This window comes from Fibrisoma montanum, assembly GCF_003583365.1.
Lineage (GTDB): Bacteria > Bacteroidota > Bacteroidia > Cytophagales > Spirosomataceae > Fibrisoma > Fibrisoma montanum.
The window spans coordinates 312,060-327,700 of record NZ_QXED01000008.1 but is presented as its reverse complement, the minus strand read 5'-3'; the positions used below and the strand labels follow the sequence as shown (position 1 = coordinate 327,700).

The 15,641-nt window shown below is 49.6% G+C and carries 12 protein-coding genes; 6 read left to right on the top strand and 6 right to left on the bottom strand.

Going from position 1 to position 15,641, the window contains the following annotated elements:
- Positions 1 to 23: 23 nt before the first annotated feature.
- A complete protein-coding gene (locus DYU11_RS25665; RefSeq protein WP_119670584.1) occupies positions 24 to 2,363 on the top strand; it encodes a histidine kinase dimerization/phosphoacceptor domain -containing protein in 2,340 nt (779 codons plus the stop codon).
- Here DYU11_RS25665 and DYU11_RS25660 read toward each other — a convergent pair.
- Complete coding sequence (locus DYU11_RS25660) at positions 2,347 to 4,788, bottom strand: sigma 54-interacting transcriptional regulator (protein ID WP_229366038.1); 2,442 nt, start codon at positions 4,786 to 4,788, stop codon at positions 2,347 to 2,349. The genes DYU11_RS25665 and DYU11_RS25660 overlap by 17 nt on opposite strands.
- Positions 4,789 to 5,158: 370 nt before the next feature.
- On the opposite strand from DYU11_RS25660, the gene DYU11_RS25655 reads away from it, so the two are divergent.
- Positions 5,159 to 6,022: a helix-turn-helix transcriptional regulator gene (locus DYU11_RS25655; protein ID WP_119670582.1), complete on the top strand. Its 864-nt coding sequence runs from the start codon at positions 5,159 to 5,161 to the stop codon at positions 6,020 to 6,022.
- 11 nt (positions 6,023 to 6,033) lie between these two features.
- Positions 6,034 to 7,437: a dihydrolipoyl dehydrogenase gene (lpdA, locus tag DYU11_RS25650; protein ID WP_119670581.1), complete on the top strand. Its 1,404-nt coding sequence runs from the start codon at positions 6,034 to 6,036 to the stop codon at positions 7,435 to 7,437.
- 563 nt (positions 7,438 to 8,000) lie between these two features.
- On the opposite strand, the gene ffh is transcribed toward lpdA, so the two are convergent.
- Positions 8,001 to 9,320, bottom strand: coding sequence for a signal recognition particle protein (gene ffh / locus DYU11_RS25640; RefSeq protein ID WP_119670579.1), 1,320 nt, complete (start codon positions 9,318 to 9,320; stop codon positions 8,001 to 8,003).
- A gap of 258 nt (positions 9,321 to 9,578) precedes the next feature.
- On the opposite strand from ffh, the gene DYU11_RS33710 reads away from it, so the two are divergent.
- Both DYU11_RS33710 and DYU11_RS25630 read left to right on the top strand, forming a co-directional pair.
- Entirely contained in the window at positions 9,579 to 9,953 is a 375-nt protein-coding gene (locus DYU11_RS33710) for a Uma2 family endonuclease (RefSeq protein ID WP_229366036.1), read from the top strand.
- A gap of 190 nt (positions 9,954 to 10,143) precedes the next feature.
- Positions 10,144 to 10,428 (top strand): hypothetical protein, encoded by a 285-nt coding sequence (locus tag DYU11_RS25630; RefSeq protein WP_119670578.1) that lies wholly within the window; start codon positions 10,144 to 10,146, stop codon positions 10,426 to 10,428.
- Between the two features lie 63 nt (positions 10,429 to 10,491).
- On the opposite strand, the gene DYU11_RS25625 is transcribed toward DYU11_RS25630, so the two are convergent.
- From DYU11_RS25625 to DYU11_RS25615, 3 genes are all read right to left on the bottom strand, one after another.
- Positions 10,492 to 12,171 (bottom strand): amidohydrolase, encoded by a 1,680-nt coding sequence (locus tag DYU11_RS25625; protein ID WP_119670618.1) that lies wholly within the window; start codon positions 12,169 to 12,171, stop codon positions 10,492 to 10,494.
- Positions 12,172 to 12,276: 105 nt separating this feature from the next.
- A complete protein-coding gene (locus DYU11_RS25620) occupies positions 12,277 to 13,302 on the bottom strand; it encodes a sensor histidine kinase (RefSeq protein ID WP_199736793.1) in 1,026 nt (341 codons plus the stop codon).
- A gap of 184 nt (positions 13,303 to 13,486) precedes the next feature.
- A complete protein-coding gene (locus DYU11_RS25615; RefSeq protein ID WP_147368034.1) occupies positions 13,487 to 13,705 on the bottom strand; it encodes a hypothetical protein in 219 nt (72 codons plus the stop codon).
- A 114-nt stretch (positions 13,706 to 13,819) separates the two neighbouring features.
- On the opposite strand from DYU11_RS25615, the gene DYU11_RS25610 reads away from it, so the two are divergent.
- Positions 13,820 to 14,548, top strand: coding sequence for a LuxR C-terminal-related transcriptional regulator (locus DYU11_RS25610; protein WP_119670576.1), 729 nt, complete (start codon positions 13,820 to 13,822; stop codon positions 14,546 to 14,548).
- Positions 14,549 to 14,559: 11 nt separating this feature from the next.
- Here the strand turns inward: DYU11_RS25610 and DYU11_RS25605 are convergent, their stop codons facing one another.
- Complete coding sequence (locus DYU11_RS25605; protein WP_119670575.1) at positions 14,560 to 15,606, bottom strand: P-loop NTPase family protein; 1,047 nt, start codon at positions 15,604 to 15,606, stop codon at positions 14,560 to 14,562.
- Positions 15,607 to 15,641: the final 35 nt, after the last annotated feature.

The window sequence follows — 15,641 nt, the reverse complement described above, 5'->3', positions numbered from 1 at the left end:
TATTTAACATAAGGCCTACCCTAATGAAACGACTGCTCATTTCCTTGTTTGTTTTAGGATTACTTCTGCTAGAAGCCACGAGCCTTATAGCACAGCCCAAGGCTCATTCAATCGACAGCCTGAATGTGCTCCTTAAACAAAGCCGGCCCGATACCAGCCGCGCCAATTTGCTGCTGGAATTAGCACGCAGCTATGTGCTCAAACCGGGCGAGCTAGCGTCTGATCTGGATACGTCTTTGTTGTTTGTACGGCAAGCCTACAGTTTAAGTCGCACACTTGGCTACGCAAAAGGACAGGGAACTTCTTATTTAATTGGTGGGCATGCCTACCGGGAGAAAGGAACCGTGCAGAAGGCAAGGCAGTTCGATCAAATGGCCATCAACCTCTTCGTAAAACATCATTACCCTGCTGACCTGGCAGCCGCCTACCTGGAAATGGGCGACACATATGGTATCGCCAGTGAAGAACTGAATATTAAGATTTCATTTTACAAAGCCGCTCTACCACTCTTTGAACAATCCAGACAATGGGAACGGTTAGCAACAACTTTAAAAGTACTGGGTGATCTAAACGGTATAAGACATGAGAATGCGGAAGCTTTACAACAGCTAAAGCGGGCATTGGCTATATATAAATATATCCATTATCCTGACTTACAAGGTGTATATGACCTGATGGGCGATGTAAGTAATAAGCTGGGCGATTTTCAAAATGGCCTTAAGTATGGGTTACTCGCTTTGAAGACAGCCGTGCTTCGTAAAGATAAGACCCTTCAGTTATGTACCATCTACAACCGGCTTGGCATGACCTATTATAAACTACGCGATTACCATTCGGCTCAGGATTCGTATGAAAAGGCACTTGACATCGCTAAACACTATAAGGATACATTATCAGTAAATTATGTGGGTGTAAACCTACTTGAAACCTTTAAATTACTAGGTAACACTACATCGAGCTTACGCCTTTTGAAGGACTTATCAACGAATTACCCCGCGAAAGGGCTGGAAGAAAAAATTCGGCTTACTAGTTATTACCTCCATTACTATCAGGAAATTGGGAATTATGTAAAAGCTCAAACGTACTGTGATCAACTGATTGCTCAATTTTCTCAACTACCATCCAAAGTAAATTCATCATTTTTAGTTGGCTGCAAGTATGCAATCCGTTTTTATCTCATCACGAATCAACTAAAGCAGGCTCGACAATATATAAGCGACTATCAGACTGCGGCAAAACAAACCAAACAAAGAGATCAGATGGCCTACGGTCATCTGTTAGCTTTTCAGGTTGATTCGGCACAAGGTGATTTCCGTTCAGCAGTGAATCATTTTAAGCTATATAAAGCCATGCAGGATTCTTTGCTGAATGAGCGTAAAAATAAAGAAATCGCCAACCTGCAGGTAGCTTTTGAAACCGACAAAAAAGACCAGGAAATTCAGCTCAAAGAGAAAAATATCCAACTGTTGCAAAATAAGTACCTGGTTCAGCAGGCCAGCCTGAAACAAAGGGAAATTCAGCGAAATAGCATGATCGGAGGAGCTGTTCTACTTTCATTGCTGTTAGGCTTGACTTATAATCGCTACCGGATAAAACAACGTAATAACCAACAGCTTGAAGCTAAACAGAAACTTATCGACAACAAAAACCAGTCGCTTCAGCAGCTTCTCGTAGAAAAAAATGACTTACTAAGCGAAAAAGAGCAACTACTTGGAGAGCGGGAATGGATGCTCAAGGAGATTCACCACCGGGTCAAGAACAACCTGCAGGTCATCTCCAGCATGCTTAACTCCCAGTTCAAGTTTCTGCAGGACCCCTCGGCCCTGACCGCCATTCGCGAGAGCCAGAACCGCGTGCAGGTCATGGCCCTGATCCACCAGAAGCTCTACCAGTCTGACAACCTGGCTCAGATCAACATGAAGGAGTACATCCACGAGATCGTCGACTACCTCATCGAGTCCTTCGACCGGTTCAACACCGTTCGTTCACAACTGGACATTGCCGATGTTTACTTCGATGTCGCTTTGGCGACTCCATTGGGGCTGATCATCAACGAAGCGGTGACCAACTCCCTGAAGTATGCGTTTCCCAATAACCAGACCGGGAGGCTGCGCGTGAGTCTGAGTTGTGAGGAAGGCCCGGCGTATCAGTTAACCATTGCCGATGATGGGATCGGTTTGCCGGCGGGATTTGATGTGACCCGCAGCAAGACGCTGGGCATGACCATGATTCGGGGGCTGAGCAGACAGATCAAGGCCAGGCTGGACATCACTCAGGACACGGGGATAATGATTGCCCTGCGGTTCAACCTTACCGAGAAAAAAGCCAGGCCAGTGTTGTCATCGGTTAATGGCGCGGATTGATGCCCAGTTTTCTCATCCTCGCTTCCAGGGTGGTTGGTTTTATCTTGAGTAATTCAGCTGCACCACCTTCTCCCCTAATGCGGTTGCCAGATTGTGCCAAAGCTGCCAGAATAGCCGCTCTCAGGGTGTCTTGCAAGGGTTCTACGGAGGCCGACGGAGCGCTCGCTGGGGTAGACATACCAAACAGTGACTGAAGGGGCTCAACGATTTCAAGGGTTGTCGTCTCGGCTTCAATAGCCGCCCGTTCCAGTACGTGTTCAAGCTCCCGAATGTTTCCTGGCCAGCGATAGGCCCGCATCTTCTGCAGGGTGGAAGACGCAATTTTGGTGACAGGTTTGCCTAGTTTCTTGCTTAGTTTTTGTAAAAAATGCATCGATAAGGGAAGCAGATCGTCTGTCCGTTCCCGCAGAGGAGGTAATTGAATCGGGAAAACGTTCAGACGGTAGTATAAGTCCGGTCGGAACTGATTGGAGGACACCTCTTTCTCAAGGTTCCGGTTTGTTGCGGCAATGATCCTGACATTGACCTTAATAGGCCCCTTGCCCCCCAGGCGCTCAATTTCTTTTTCCTGGATAACCCGGAGTAACTTGCCTTGAAGCTCCAGTGGCAACTCGCCGATTTCGTCCAGAAAAATAGTCCCTCCATCGGCCAGTTCAAATTTCCCAATTCGTTTTTCAGTTGCTCCCGTAAAGCTCCCCCGCTCATGCCCAAACAGTTCAGACTCAATGAGCTGAGCGGGCAATGCTGCGCAGTTTACCTTTATCATTGCCCGCATTTTTCGGTTTGAAAGATTGTGTACGGCACGGGCAATGAGCTCCTTGCCGGTGCCGGTTTCGCCCAGGATCAGTACGGTCGAATCCGTGGTGGCTACCTGACTGACACGTTTAAAAACAACGTGCATGGCAGGGCTATTACCAACAATCTCTTCAAAATTTGCGCTGGTTTTTATTTCTTCTGCCAGATAGGTCTTTTCCTGTTCGAGTCGTTCACTAAGTTCCTGTATCTGACTGAAGGCCAGCCGATTTTCCATTGCCATACCCAGTTGTTGGCTTATCTCCTGTAGTATTGACTGATCTTTGGACGTATAGGCATAAGCAGCCTGGCTATAAAGCGCCAGCGAGGTAGAAGACTCTCCGTTCAGATAGATCGGCACTTGTACGAACGATTTGAACGATTGATTTGCCTCGTACCAATCCAACTGCAGCCCCGTAGCCGATGGCGGGGGGGCTGTAGCCGTTTGAACGGCTTTCCATTTCGCCAAGGCTGAATCGGGGAGCAGCTCAAAAACTCCTCTCGTTTTCTGAACAGCTATTTCCGCGCCCGATACTGATTTTTTCTCCTGGCTAATGAGCAACAGATCAAAAGGCAGCAGCTTGTCGAGAGCCCAGGCCACTTGAAGCATCGTTTCTGTTATGTCTTTCCCATTCCGAAACGCAGTGACGATGGCTAATTCTGTTGTCTTGATGAGTCGATGCTTATCAATTTCTTCGTATGCCAACAAATTGTTCAATGCCAGTGAAATCTGAGGAATAATCAGGCTGACTAACTCGTAGTCTTTCTGCGTGAAACTATCCGCCTGGGTGTTGGCCAGAACCAGGTAAGTAAACGAATCCTCGTTGAGTTGAATCGGGAAGAGGGCGAGTGAACGCACGCCTAAATAATCATAGCAGGAACGAACCGTCTGGTAGCTTTCGCAGAGATTTTGCAGGCTGAGCCCTGTAAATATTCCAGCTGGTTCGGTCATTTGCTCCACGGACTCCTGCTTTAATTTTTCAATTTCTTCAGTCCGTAATTCTCGCTGCAGCAAAGACGTGAGGTTAAGTCGTTCGAATGTAGTCGGACTTGTTCGCCGGAGCATCAACCAGTACCCGGAAGCCTCCTGGGGTCGGACGATTCGCAGGTTAAAGAAGGAGAATGGGACCAAGGCATTAATCTGGTCGGCAATAGCCCAGCAGAGCCGTTCCCGATCCTGAATGGTTACAATGGCATTATTAACGGCGATTTGGAGAGTCGTTTGTTTTCGAAGTTTGGCTTCTTCCCCGTGTGCATGCCGGAAGCGGGCAATTTCAAGGGTAGTCAAAACGTCTTTTTCGCGAAACGGTTTATTCAGAAAACCGAACGGCTGGGTTTGTTTAGCCTCCGATAGCACATTGTCTGTCAGGTTTGCCGAAAGATAAACGAAGGGAATATTTCGCTCACGAAGCCAGTAAGCCAGATCGATGCCTGTTTGATCACCATCCAGAAAAATATCCAAAAGGACAATGTCTGGTTGCTGCTCCTGAACCGCTGCCATGGCATCAGGTACGGATTCAACCTGCCCTATCACGGTGTAGCCAGCCTTTTCCAACATCCACCGTAGATCGTTGGCAATCATAAATTCATCTTCAACAAGTAATAAGGAGGGGGATAGCACCTGCTCTTTCATGACAACCATCGCTTCTTAGGTTCTGGGGTGATTATTCAGCATTTCTGACAGCAATTATTTAAACGAGGTACTCATCTGGAGCCATTGTTCAATCACATCGGGGTAAAGGTTCTGTAAATCAGGGCTCATTCAAAATTAAGCACATTCCTACCCATTTCAGAACTCCAAAACAATCCTCCAACATGTTGGAGAAAATCTATAATAATGTAGCCTAAGAAAAAGCCAAAAAGCAACTCATCCTGAGCTAATCAATTCATTTTCAACGCCTTGACTTTCTATTATCTCCCTCTGTCCTCAAAATGCTATGGATGGCACTTAATTGGCAAAAGAGCTTACGAACACTGTCTCCAGCCAACTAACTCCTCTTCTTATGAAACGACTTGTTCAGTTCGAGCCACTACTGATCCAGCAGTTGGAAGCAACACAATGGGCAGTCCCCGTTCACACGCACGACTACTACGAGTTAATCATCATTCGCCAGGGCCTTGGTTTTCATACGATTAATGGAAACCGGTTTTCGTATTCAGCGGGGGATGTTTTTCTACTGGGCCCTTCGGACACTCATTTTTTTTGTATTGAGCAAAAAAGCCAATTATGCCTCATAACCTTTACTGACTCTTATCTGGAAGGGCTGATTAACACACACAATGCCGTTTGGAAACGCCTGCGTAGTGTCAGCCTGCATACGATGCAGGGCCTAACGGGTAGTTTGATTACCAATCCGGAGGATCAACAAAATCTCAATGCGTTACTGGCAATTATACTGACGGAGCGTAACCAGCTTTCATCTGTTATGACATCCCTGATGGGTGCTTTGCTCAATCTCATCGAACGCCAACTAACGCATAGTCAATTAAAAGAATTACCCCTCCTGAAAGCTTCAAACGATCTGGTGCAGGGCATTATAGCCCACATCTGCCGGTACATTACCGAACCGGATCAACTGAGAATAGAACAGTTAGGCGAGATTTTTCACTATTCACCGGGCCACCTTAGTGCCCTGTTCAAACAGCAGGTGGGCACTTCGCTGCAACAATACATCATGCAGTATAAACTGGGGCTGGTCGAAAAACGACTTCGTCTGAGTAGCCAGACTATCAGTCAAATCGCTGATGAGTTTGGTTTCACGGACATCTGTCATTTGAATAAACTCTTCAAACGGTATTATAGTCAAGCTCCCCTGGGTTACCGTCGAGACACGGCCACGTTTGCCTTACCTGCCCTTAATCACTAGCAAGACGGTTTATGGAAAATAAATATGACATTATTATCATTGGCTCAGGGCCAGGCGGTTATACAGCCGCTATCCGAGCTGCACAACTTGACTATCGGGTTGCCATAATTGAAAAATACGCAACGTTAGGCGGTACCTGTACCAACGTAGGGTGTATCCCGGCAAAGGCCCTTCTTGACAGTTCCGAACATTTTCACAAAGCACAAACACAATTCAATACGCATGGTATCCAGACAGGTGGTATCGGCCTGGACTTTATCCAGTTTATGAAACGGAAAGTGGATGTTGTTAAACAGAACACCAATGGGCTAAACTACTTGATGAAGAAAAATAAAATTGACGTTTATCAAGGAACAGGCAGCTTTATTGACCCAACCCACATTCGGGTTAAGAAGGAAGCCAGTGAAACAATTTTAGAAACAACCTACTGCATCATCGCCACCGGTTCAAAACCGTCATCCCTTCCAGGGGTAATCGTCGACAAAGAACGGATCATTACTTCTACCGAGGCACTTTCATTAACCGAATTGCCGAAGACGATAATCATAATTGGAGGTGGAGTTATTGGTGTAGAACTAGCCTCTGTTTACGCCCGACTGGGCACTATGGTTACTATCATTGAATATGCCGATTCGTTAATTCCGACAATGGACCGGGAATTAGGTATGGCACTGGCGCGCACCTTACGAAAACTTCCCATTACAATACAGCTCAACAGCCGCGTAAAAGAAGTTAGCAATCTTGGTAGTGAAATTGTTGTTAGCTGCACTGATATCGCAGGAGTTGACCAACAGATACGGGCCGACTACTGCGTTGTGGCCGTTGGTAGGAGAGCTTTTACCGACGGGCTGCACCTGGAAGCCGTGGGAATAGAGGTGAGTAAAACCGGTAAGATTCCTGTGAACAAGCAACTACAGACTATCGTGCCAACGATATACGCAATAGGCGATGTGATTGAAGGGCCGATGTTGGCACATAAGGCAGAGGAAGAAGGCACCTTTGTGGCAGAGGTTATTAACGGACAAAAGCCTCATATTAAGTACGAGCTTATTCCAGGTGTTGTCTACACGTGGCCCGAAGTTGCCTCGGTAGGCAGTACGGAGGAGCAGTTAAAAACGTCTAATCAGTCTTATAGGGTAGGAAAATTTCCGTATTCAGCGAGTGCCCGGGCGCGGGCCTCTATGGATGTTGATGGATTTGTTAAGGTACTTACCGATCCTAACTATGGTGAAATTTTAGGCGTGCATATCATTGGCCCTCGTGCTGCTGATGTGATCGCCCAAGCGGTAGTTACCATGGAGTACGAAGTCACAGACGATGAGATAGGGCGTATCTCCTACGCTCACCCAACTTATTCAGAAGCGCTTAAAGAGGCTTACCTACAGGCCTCTGGGCAAGGGTCTATTAATATATAATGCTATCTGCATTAAGCCTAAAAGATCAATAGATTCTACACTACACAATTTCACCAATGTTTATTCCGTCGTCATGGAAGTAGATGAATAAGATTATATTTATTGCCTTTAAGTACATCTTTCACGACATCGCTCGGCAAGTGGATGGCCTGTTTAGCCGGGAAGTCATCTCCTACGTGTTCACGTATGATGGAAAGCAGGTGAATTCAGAGTTGATCAGGCAGAAGGTAGAAGCGTTGTGTCGTTGCCGACTAAAATGTAGGGAGGACTCGCTGACGCCGGACCGTAATCCCGTCTTTCGGCCTTCCACCATAAAACGGTTGTCTCGTGAAGGAACGCATCGTTACGCAACTGCTCAGCTTGGTAACGACGTAGTGGTTGGTTTTCGGAATAAGCCGAATGTCAAAGGGAGGTGATTCCGGAGGTCAAGTTTTTTTACAGGCAAGCTCCCGAACAGATCCGAAAAGCGATGATGACGTACTAAAACGTTGGCGTCTGACCCATAAACCGGAAGGGCCCCGACAGCTGTCGGGGCCCTTCCGGTTTATGGGTCAGACGCCGAGTTAGCGAATCATTTTGTTGAGCTTACCCGACGATTGCATGGTGTTCATTTTCTTCATCATCTTCCGCATTTCATCGAACTGCTTCAGCAGGTTGTTCACTTGCTGAATGTCCGTGCCACTGCCGGCAGCAATGCGTTTCTTACGGCTGCCGTCGATGAGTTCGGGGCGTTCGCGCTCCTTCGGCGTCATGGAACTGATGATGGCTTCGATGGGTTTGAACGAGTCGTTGTCGATGTCAAGGTCCTTGATCATCTTGCCCATGCCAGGAATCATGCCGAGCAGGTCCTTAACGTTCCCCATCTTCTTGATCTGCTGCAATTGCGACAGGAAGTCGTTGAAATCGAACTGATTCTTGCGCATCTTGGCGTTGATGCGCCGGGCTTCGTCTTCGTCAAACGCCTGCTGTGCCCGTTCTACCAGCGAAATAACGTCGCCCATACCCAAAATCCGGCTGGCCATCCGGTCGGGATAGAACACGTCGAGGGCTTCCATCTTCTCACCGGTGCTGATGAACTTGATCGGTTTGTTGACGACCGTTTTGATCGACAGCGCGGCCCCACCGCGGGCGTCGCCGTCAAGTTTGGTCAGCACCACGCCGTCGAAGTTCAGCCGGTCGTTAAAGGTCTTAGCTGTATTAACAGCGTCCTGACCCGTCATCGAATCGACCACAAACAGCGTTTCGGTCGGACTGATGGCCCGCTTCACGTTCTCTATTTCCTGCATCATCGCTTCGTCGACGGCCAGACGGCCGGCGGTATCAACGATCACGACCTTCTTGCCGGTCTTGCGGGCCTGCGCGATACCGTTCTGGGCAATCTGAACGGCGTTTTTGTTTTCGGGCTCGGCATACACTTCTACACCAACCTGTTCGCCCAGCACCTTCAACTGGTCGATAGCCGCGGGGCGGTAAATATCGGCCGCGACGAGCAGTACGTTACGGCCCTGTTTTTTGAGGTAGCTGGCCAGCTTACCCGAAAAGGTGGTCTTACCCGACCCCTGCAGACCAGCGATCAGCACCACAGCCGGCTCACCTTTGATGTTGATGCTCTGGGCTTCGCCACCCATCAGGTCAGTCAGTTCTTCCTGCACGATCTTGACGAACAGTTGACCCGGCTCTACCGAGATAAGTACCTTGCGGTCGAGGGCTTTGTCGCGAATCCGATCGGTGATGTCTTTCGCAACCTTGTAGTTTACGTCGGCATCGGTGAGCGCCCGACGCACCTCCTTAACCGTTGCCGCAACGTTGATTTCGGTAATGCGGCCCTGCCCTTTAAGGGTCTTGAAGGCCTTATTTAATTTATCCTGAAGATTCTCGAACATAATCGCTTACAAAACAGTGGCGCAAAGATAACAGTTTCCAGCGGGCAACAGTTGCCGTACATTGTGAAAGGCAGCCGGTTCCAGTATATTTGACCATGGACAACGAGTGATCATCGAAGTCGAGATCAAAAAAATAACGGTGGCGGAGTATCTGGAGATGGAGTTCGACGAGAACGATACGCACTTGTACGAACTCCTTGACGGTGAACTTGTGAAACGAAAAATCCCCACCCGCAACATCAGCGCCTATCTATCAAATTGTCGGTCTCTATTTATGCCCATGTAGAGCAGCATAAACTTGGCCAGGTATATTATGCGCCAATCGACGTGTTTCTCGATGAGCACAATTCTCCGCAACCGGATCTGGTGTTCGTTGCAACGAGACAATTAGCCATGATCACGTCGAATGGCATCGAAGGGGTACCGACGCTGGTTGTTGAAATTATTTCGCCAGCATCGATCATTCGGGACCGCGTAACCAAAAAAGCTCTGTACGAACGGTCAGGCGTGCAGGCATACTGGCTGGTTGATCCCAAAATCAGGAAATCGAAATCTACACGCTTCGGAATGGTCAGTACGTGTTGCTTAGCGCAGCTTCATCGCTGGAAGGCGAACTCAAATCAGCCGTTTTAGCCGGCTTTACCATTGATACCAAATTATTGTTCAGTTCGCCTACGCATTACGCCGATCGGCCGGCCTTGCAATAAAATTCATTGCTAAAATTCAGGTAAAGAATATCATGAAATAATCATACTTACGTTATTGTGGTGATTGCCTATGTAGAGCGATCTGATAGGGGTAGTTCACTATAAACAATGTACGTATGAGACAATCCATGTTGAGGCAGGGGGTAGGAGGGATCGCGATTGGCTTGTTACTTACCGTACAGCCTGGTTTATCCATTGCTGGTTTACTCAACCCTGAAAAGGCCGTTAAAGCAAAAACGACAGCCAGCGCTCCGGCCCGGACTACTTCAAAAACCCGGACAATTGTCAGCCACAAGCCCAAGGAAGTCACTGAGCAAAAGCCCATTGCCCGGTATTGGGGACGTATCATGGCGGCCGTTCGGGAAGTGCAGCAGGCGCAATCCGCAGGTGAAGCCAGATAGGCTGGTCAAGGTTTCAGGCTCAACCAGGCAACCGATTGAACCTGAAACCTAAAATCAATAACACTACCTGCCTTTCGATTCCTTGTTAGTCTTTTCTAACTCCGCCCGCTGGTCGTCGCGCAGCGTCGGATACTTGATTCCCAACTGCTCCAGGTACGTTTTGTACTTCGTAGGGTCGTAGTAGTACTTCTGTAGCTCGGGCTTGAATTTCGTCATGATTTCACGGTTCAGATAAACCGCCGGATACTCCTTGGGCGAAATCAGTGGGGTGTATTTCTGCTCCTTAGTTTGCTCCTCGTTGTAATACGTCCAGGCGTCCTTAACCAGTTCGGGTTTCAGCAACAGGTCCAGCAGGGTCATGGCTTCGGCTTTTGCTCCGGCTACTATCCCCTTGTGGGCAATGGGCGTGGCCATTGAAATGGCGTTGCTCCAGTGGTGGCCGGGCAGATCCGGAATGTTCGATGGATAACGCAGCACAACCGTCGGCAGTGACCAAGCAATGTCGGCGATGTCGTCGGAGCCGCCCGTCAGTGGAATGAGCGTCTGCCCACCCATCATCACCGTCGGGGCCGTCGACGCGGGCAGGCCGATGCTGTCCAGTTTTATAGCCAGCCCCTCTATTTTACGGGCTTCCAGTTCTTTCTGAGTCGCTTTGGCCAGCATCTGATCCTCGGCCGACCAGGTGGGCAGCCCAACTTTCCGGATGTTCTGGTACATGGCTTCGGCGATGGGCTTGTTGAAATGCCCCGGCCACGCTGATCCAAGCACTTCGTAGGTAACCTTCGTGTCGGTCATCATGGCGGCTCCTTCGGCTATTTTGACGCCGGTGTCGAACAGCTTCTTGATTTTGGGGTAACTGCGTTCCCGAAAATAATACCAGACCGATGCTTTCGATGGGACTACGTTCGGCTGATCGCCCCCATCCGAAATGACGTAGTGCGACCGCTGGGTCAGTTCGAGGTGCTCGCGCCGGAAGTTCCAGCCAACGTTCATCAGCTCAACCGCGTCGAGGGCGCTGCGACCACGCCAGGGGGCACCGGCTGCGTGAGCGGCTGAGCCCTCGAACGTAAACTTTACTGATACCAGGCCGTTGTTGCCCGCGTCGCCGTAGGATACGTTGAGGTTGTTGCCCACGTGGGTAAAGATGCAGGCATCCACATTTTTAAAGTAGCCGTCGCGGACGTAGAAGGCCTTAGCGCCAACGAGTTCCTCAGCCACGCCCGGCCAGAGCATGAGCGTACCCGACATTTTTTCGCGCTCCATGAGTTGCTTCACCGCCAGAGCGGCTACGATGTTCAGCGCCTGACCGGAGTTATGGCCTTCGCCATGGCCGGGTGCGCCATCGACCAGCGGGTCTTTGTAGGCCACCCCCGGCTTCTGATTCGCCTTAGGAATACAGTCGACGTCGGAGCCGATGGCAATAACGGGTTTACCCGATCCCCAGGTGGCGATCCAGGCAGTAGGCATCCCCGAAATGTTCTTCTGAATGGTAAAGCCTTCTTTTTCAAGCAGGGTTGTCAGGTATTTAAACGATTCTTCTTCCTGAAAGCCCAGTTCGGAGAAACTGAAGAGCATGTCGTTGATCTGCTGCGCCTGTTCTTTACGGGCGTCTACGGCGCTGACCGCTTCCTGTTTCAGCTTATCAATACGGCTCTGAGCGGCCGTCGGTTTGGGTGTCTTTTTCGCTTGCCCAAGTACAAGGGCAGGCATGAGCAGAAGACACAGAAAATACAGTTTCCTCATCATAAAATCAGTTAGGTAAGATGGACTGCTTAAGATACAAAAAAACCGGTTTTAACGGAGGTTCGTGAAAATAGACCTACACGTTTCGGCAACGTAGTAAAACACTCAGGCGGCTACCAGCGGGAGCGTTACGACAAACTGCTGCTCATCTTCAGTGAAGGTTGGAGTGCCCTGGCCCAGCACGCGGTACTTGGTCAGGATGTTGCTGATACCGACGCCGTTGGAGGCTACCCGAATGTGCTTACGCTGGAGGTTGTTGCGAACAGTAAGCTGAGCGCGATCGTCGGTCGCGATCTCGATGGTGAGCGGCCGGTCGGGTAGGATGACATTATGTTTGACCGCGTTTTCGATCAGGAGTTGTAGGGTCAGGGGCGGCAACTGGTGGTCAACGTACTGCGGACTGATGTGCGTAACGAGATTCAGCGCCTGGCCGTGGCGGGTACGGAGCAGGTGAAAATATGAGTTGATAAACTCCAGTTCGGACGATAGCGGAGTGAGGTTCTGCTCGTTTGAGCGCAGCAGGTAGCGATATACCGAACTCATTTCATTCAGAAACTCCCGGGCCTGGGTCGGATCTTCTTCAATCAGCGCATCGAGGATGTTGAGGCTGTTGAACAGAAAGTGGGGATTTACCTGCTGTTTGAGGGCTTCGAGCTGGCTTTGCAACTGCGCTTTTTTGAGCTGTTCAGACTCCATAAAGTAATGCCGCCACTGCTCAAAAGCGTGAATGCCTTCGTAGACGGCGGTAACGGCCACAACCATTATAAAAACAAACAGCACCGCCCACACTTGCTGCGACACCGCGACCGGGTAGCCAAGCCGGCTGTAGATCCACATGATCAGGAGAGTTACCGACAGTGAATTGATGGCGGCTAATGATGTGGTAATGAGAATGCGCCGAATGGCCTGACGGTAGGAAGGAAAACGCCGGTGAGAATGCAGGGCAATGGCGTTGTTGACGAACCAGTGGCCGAAATACAGGATGAAACCAAGGCTGTTGGTAAGCAGAAAAACCCGCCAGTCGCTCCAGAACCGCTCGCCCAGCGTAATGGTGTTCAGTAGCAACAGAAACACGGGCAGTACAATCAGGCGGACCCGGCTATCCTGCTCAGTGTAAGTAAATCTGCTCACAAATCAGTTAAAAAAGGTTTGGGAGCTAAGGTAAAGAATTTACGGATGTGTCGTGTGCGATGTTTCCAACGGACCGGTTCTCCTTTCTAACAGCACACGGGGCGGGGTGGGGAACCGGTCAGCGACAAACTCCGGCAACGGTAAGATGTGTACCGTAGCTTGTCGCTGACTAAACGGCCCCCGTTCAGGAGGGGTTGTGGATGGTTTGGATAGAATAAAAATCGTTCGGACGCCGGCTTTGCTGCAGCAGGATGCCGCTGCTACCGACGGCCGTTACGTAGTATTGGATAATGCGTATTGTGAATTTGCTTTGTTCCTGGCCCCAAACGTTGGTGTCGGTGGGGTGGCCTGCCTGATCGGCCTGCCTTGTTGTTGGTCCTGGAAACGGATCGGTCCGATACACTCGGCAGGCCGTTCTGACGACAACAAAAGTAAGGCGCTTGTTCGGGCCTGTCAACTGCGAAAAGTCGCAGGTTGGCAATCTTTTTGTACCTTGTGCGTACAGAAAGTTACGAGCATGTCTACACCCGGAGAATACTCGAAATCAATGATTACGGCCATTCCGGCCGACCTGAATAGCGAAGAAGCCAGGTATTTCAGGCAAACGTTGCAGCGATTTCCCAACGAGGCCATTTACATTTATTCCTTCCGGCAGAATCGGATGCTATACGCTGATGGGTGGGAGGAGATTCTGGGTTATCAGGACGATGAAATCAACATGCTGACGATCGTCAGCATTACCTCGCCGAAGTACGCACGTTTCTCGAATGAACTGAACGACAAGGCGCTTCGGTTTATTCTGGATAAAACGCAGGACCTGGAGAAGTATAGCTTCACCATCGAACTGCAAAAAATGCATAAAAACGGTACCCCGGTGCCCATTATCGTCAAGGTAGGAGTGTTTCGTTCCGAAAATGGCCGGGTAACCGAGATCATCGGGCGCAATGAAGTCAATTACAGCATCAACCTGGGCAGTGTGATGCGCTACGCGGCCTACGGTCCGGAGAAGTCACAATTCGAGGAAGAACTCAATAAAGAGTTGTTTCATCACTTTGCCATTTCACAGAAAGAAAAAGAAGCGCTGGCGCTGGTGGCCAGTGGCTACTCGTTCAAGGAAATTGCGCATCACTTCAACGTATCGCAGTCGGCCATTGAGAAGCGTATTCTGCCCCTGTACCGGCGGTTCGAGGTAAAAAGCCTGACCCATCTGGTCACGTTTGCTTACGAAAATCACATTTTGCCCTGAGCGTTGGCCAGTTACGCCTTGAGCGGGAGACGTACCGAATGGATGTCTTTTTTATCAACGCCGATCTCATGCAGCATGTCGGCCCATTTCTGATTTACAACGGTATGCTGATCGTCCTGCCCCAGAATCCAGATCACGTCCTTATCGGCTAACGTTTTCAGGTTATTGGGATTAGCCCTTAGCAGTTGCAAAAACTGGACGGGCGTGATCAGATCCTCAATCAGACCGCCGGGGTTAATGTCGTCGATAACCAGTAGCGAAGCCTGCCGCCAGGTCCACAGGGGTTTATTGTGGTGCAATGACTTGGAGTTTCGCTCCGGAAACATGCTGTACAGTTTCATGCCGGTTGTGTAAAAGCAGGTGTCATGCCTGATAGATCGCTCGGTGGCAATACCTATGCCAAGGCTGGTTTTACCGTTGCCCCGCCCCCCAAAAATCAGCAGGTGTTTATGACTTCGTTTGGCATTCAGGAAAGACAGCACGGTTTGCCGGTCTGCTTCGCTGATGGGAAAGGCCCATTGGCTTAGTCGGCACTGAAACGGGTACTGAGCCGCCTGTAAATACATTTTGGTGATGTACCAGTGGCGGCATGGAACCAGTAAGAGCAGAAACAGCCACAGATAAACAGCGCAGGCAGAGGGCGTTACGTATAAGTAGGCCGAATAGGCCCCCAGCCAGAAAAAACCGACATCCGTGGCCGTATCATAAGCAATGTTGAGCCAGTCAGGCTGAAAAACGTATTTGCTCCGGCCGGGCACGAACAGGCGTTTCGCCCGCGACACTCGCTTGGACAGTAAGGGGCCGAGAAAATTATAGATTTCAAAGCCAAACCAGAGACCAGCGATACCCAGAGCGGCCCAGGTTGCCGGCTTTTCCAGGTCAGTGCAGCTTCTCAGAATGGCGTAAAGAAAGAGGGTAGGGATGAAGCCTAGTGTATAATGCCCTAATTGGTTGGCGAGCCAGGAATACGTAAACGTAACTCCGCGGTGTGAATCCTTGCCGATGAGATCGGCTTTTAACTGACGCAAAACATCGCGCCCGGTAATAATTTTACCCATGTCTAATTTGGTGTGGTTGGCTGGAAAATTGCCGA

Bases quoted from the DNA above. Each gene is read 5' to 3' on its own strand.
- DYU11_RS25625 (WP_119670618.1), bottom strand. From the start codon at position 12,171: ATGAGGAAACTGTATTTTCTGTGTCTTCTGCTCATGCCTGCCCTTGTA.
- lpdA (WP_119670581.1), top strand. From the start codon at position 6,034: ATGGAAAATAAATATGACATTATTATCATTGGCTCAGGGCCAGGCGGT.
- DYU11_RS25655 (WP_119670582.1), top strand. From the start codon at position 5,159: ATGAAACGACTTGTTCAGTTCGAGCCACTACTGATCCAGCAGTTGGAA.
- DYU11_RS25665 (WP_119670584.1), top strand. From the start codon at position 24: ATGAAACGACTGCTCATTTCCTTGTTTGTTTTAGGATTACTTCTGCTA.
- DYU11_RS25610 (WP_119670576.1), top strand. From the start codon at position 13,820: ATGTCTACACCCGGAGAATACTCGAAATCAATGATTACGGCCATTCCG.
- DYU11_RS25660 (WP_229366038.1), bottom strand. From the start codon at position 4,788: ATGAAAGAGCAGGTGCTATCCCCCTCCTTATTACTTGTTGAAGATGAA.
- ffh (WP_119670579.1), bottom strand. From the start codon at position 9,320: ATGTTCGAGAATCTTCAGGATAAATTAAATAAGGCCTTCAAGACCCTT.
- DYU11_RS25605 (WP_119670575.1), bottom strand. From the start codon at position 15,606: ATGGGTAAAATTATTACCGGGCGCGATGTTTTGCGTCAGTTAAAAGCC.
- DYU11_RS25630 (WP_119670578.1), top strand. From the start codon at position 10,144: ATGAGACAATCCATGTTGAGGCAGGGGGTAGGAGGGATCGCGATTGGC.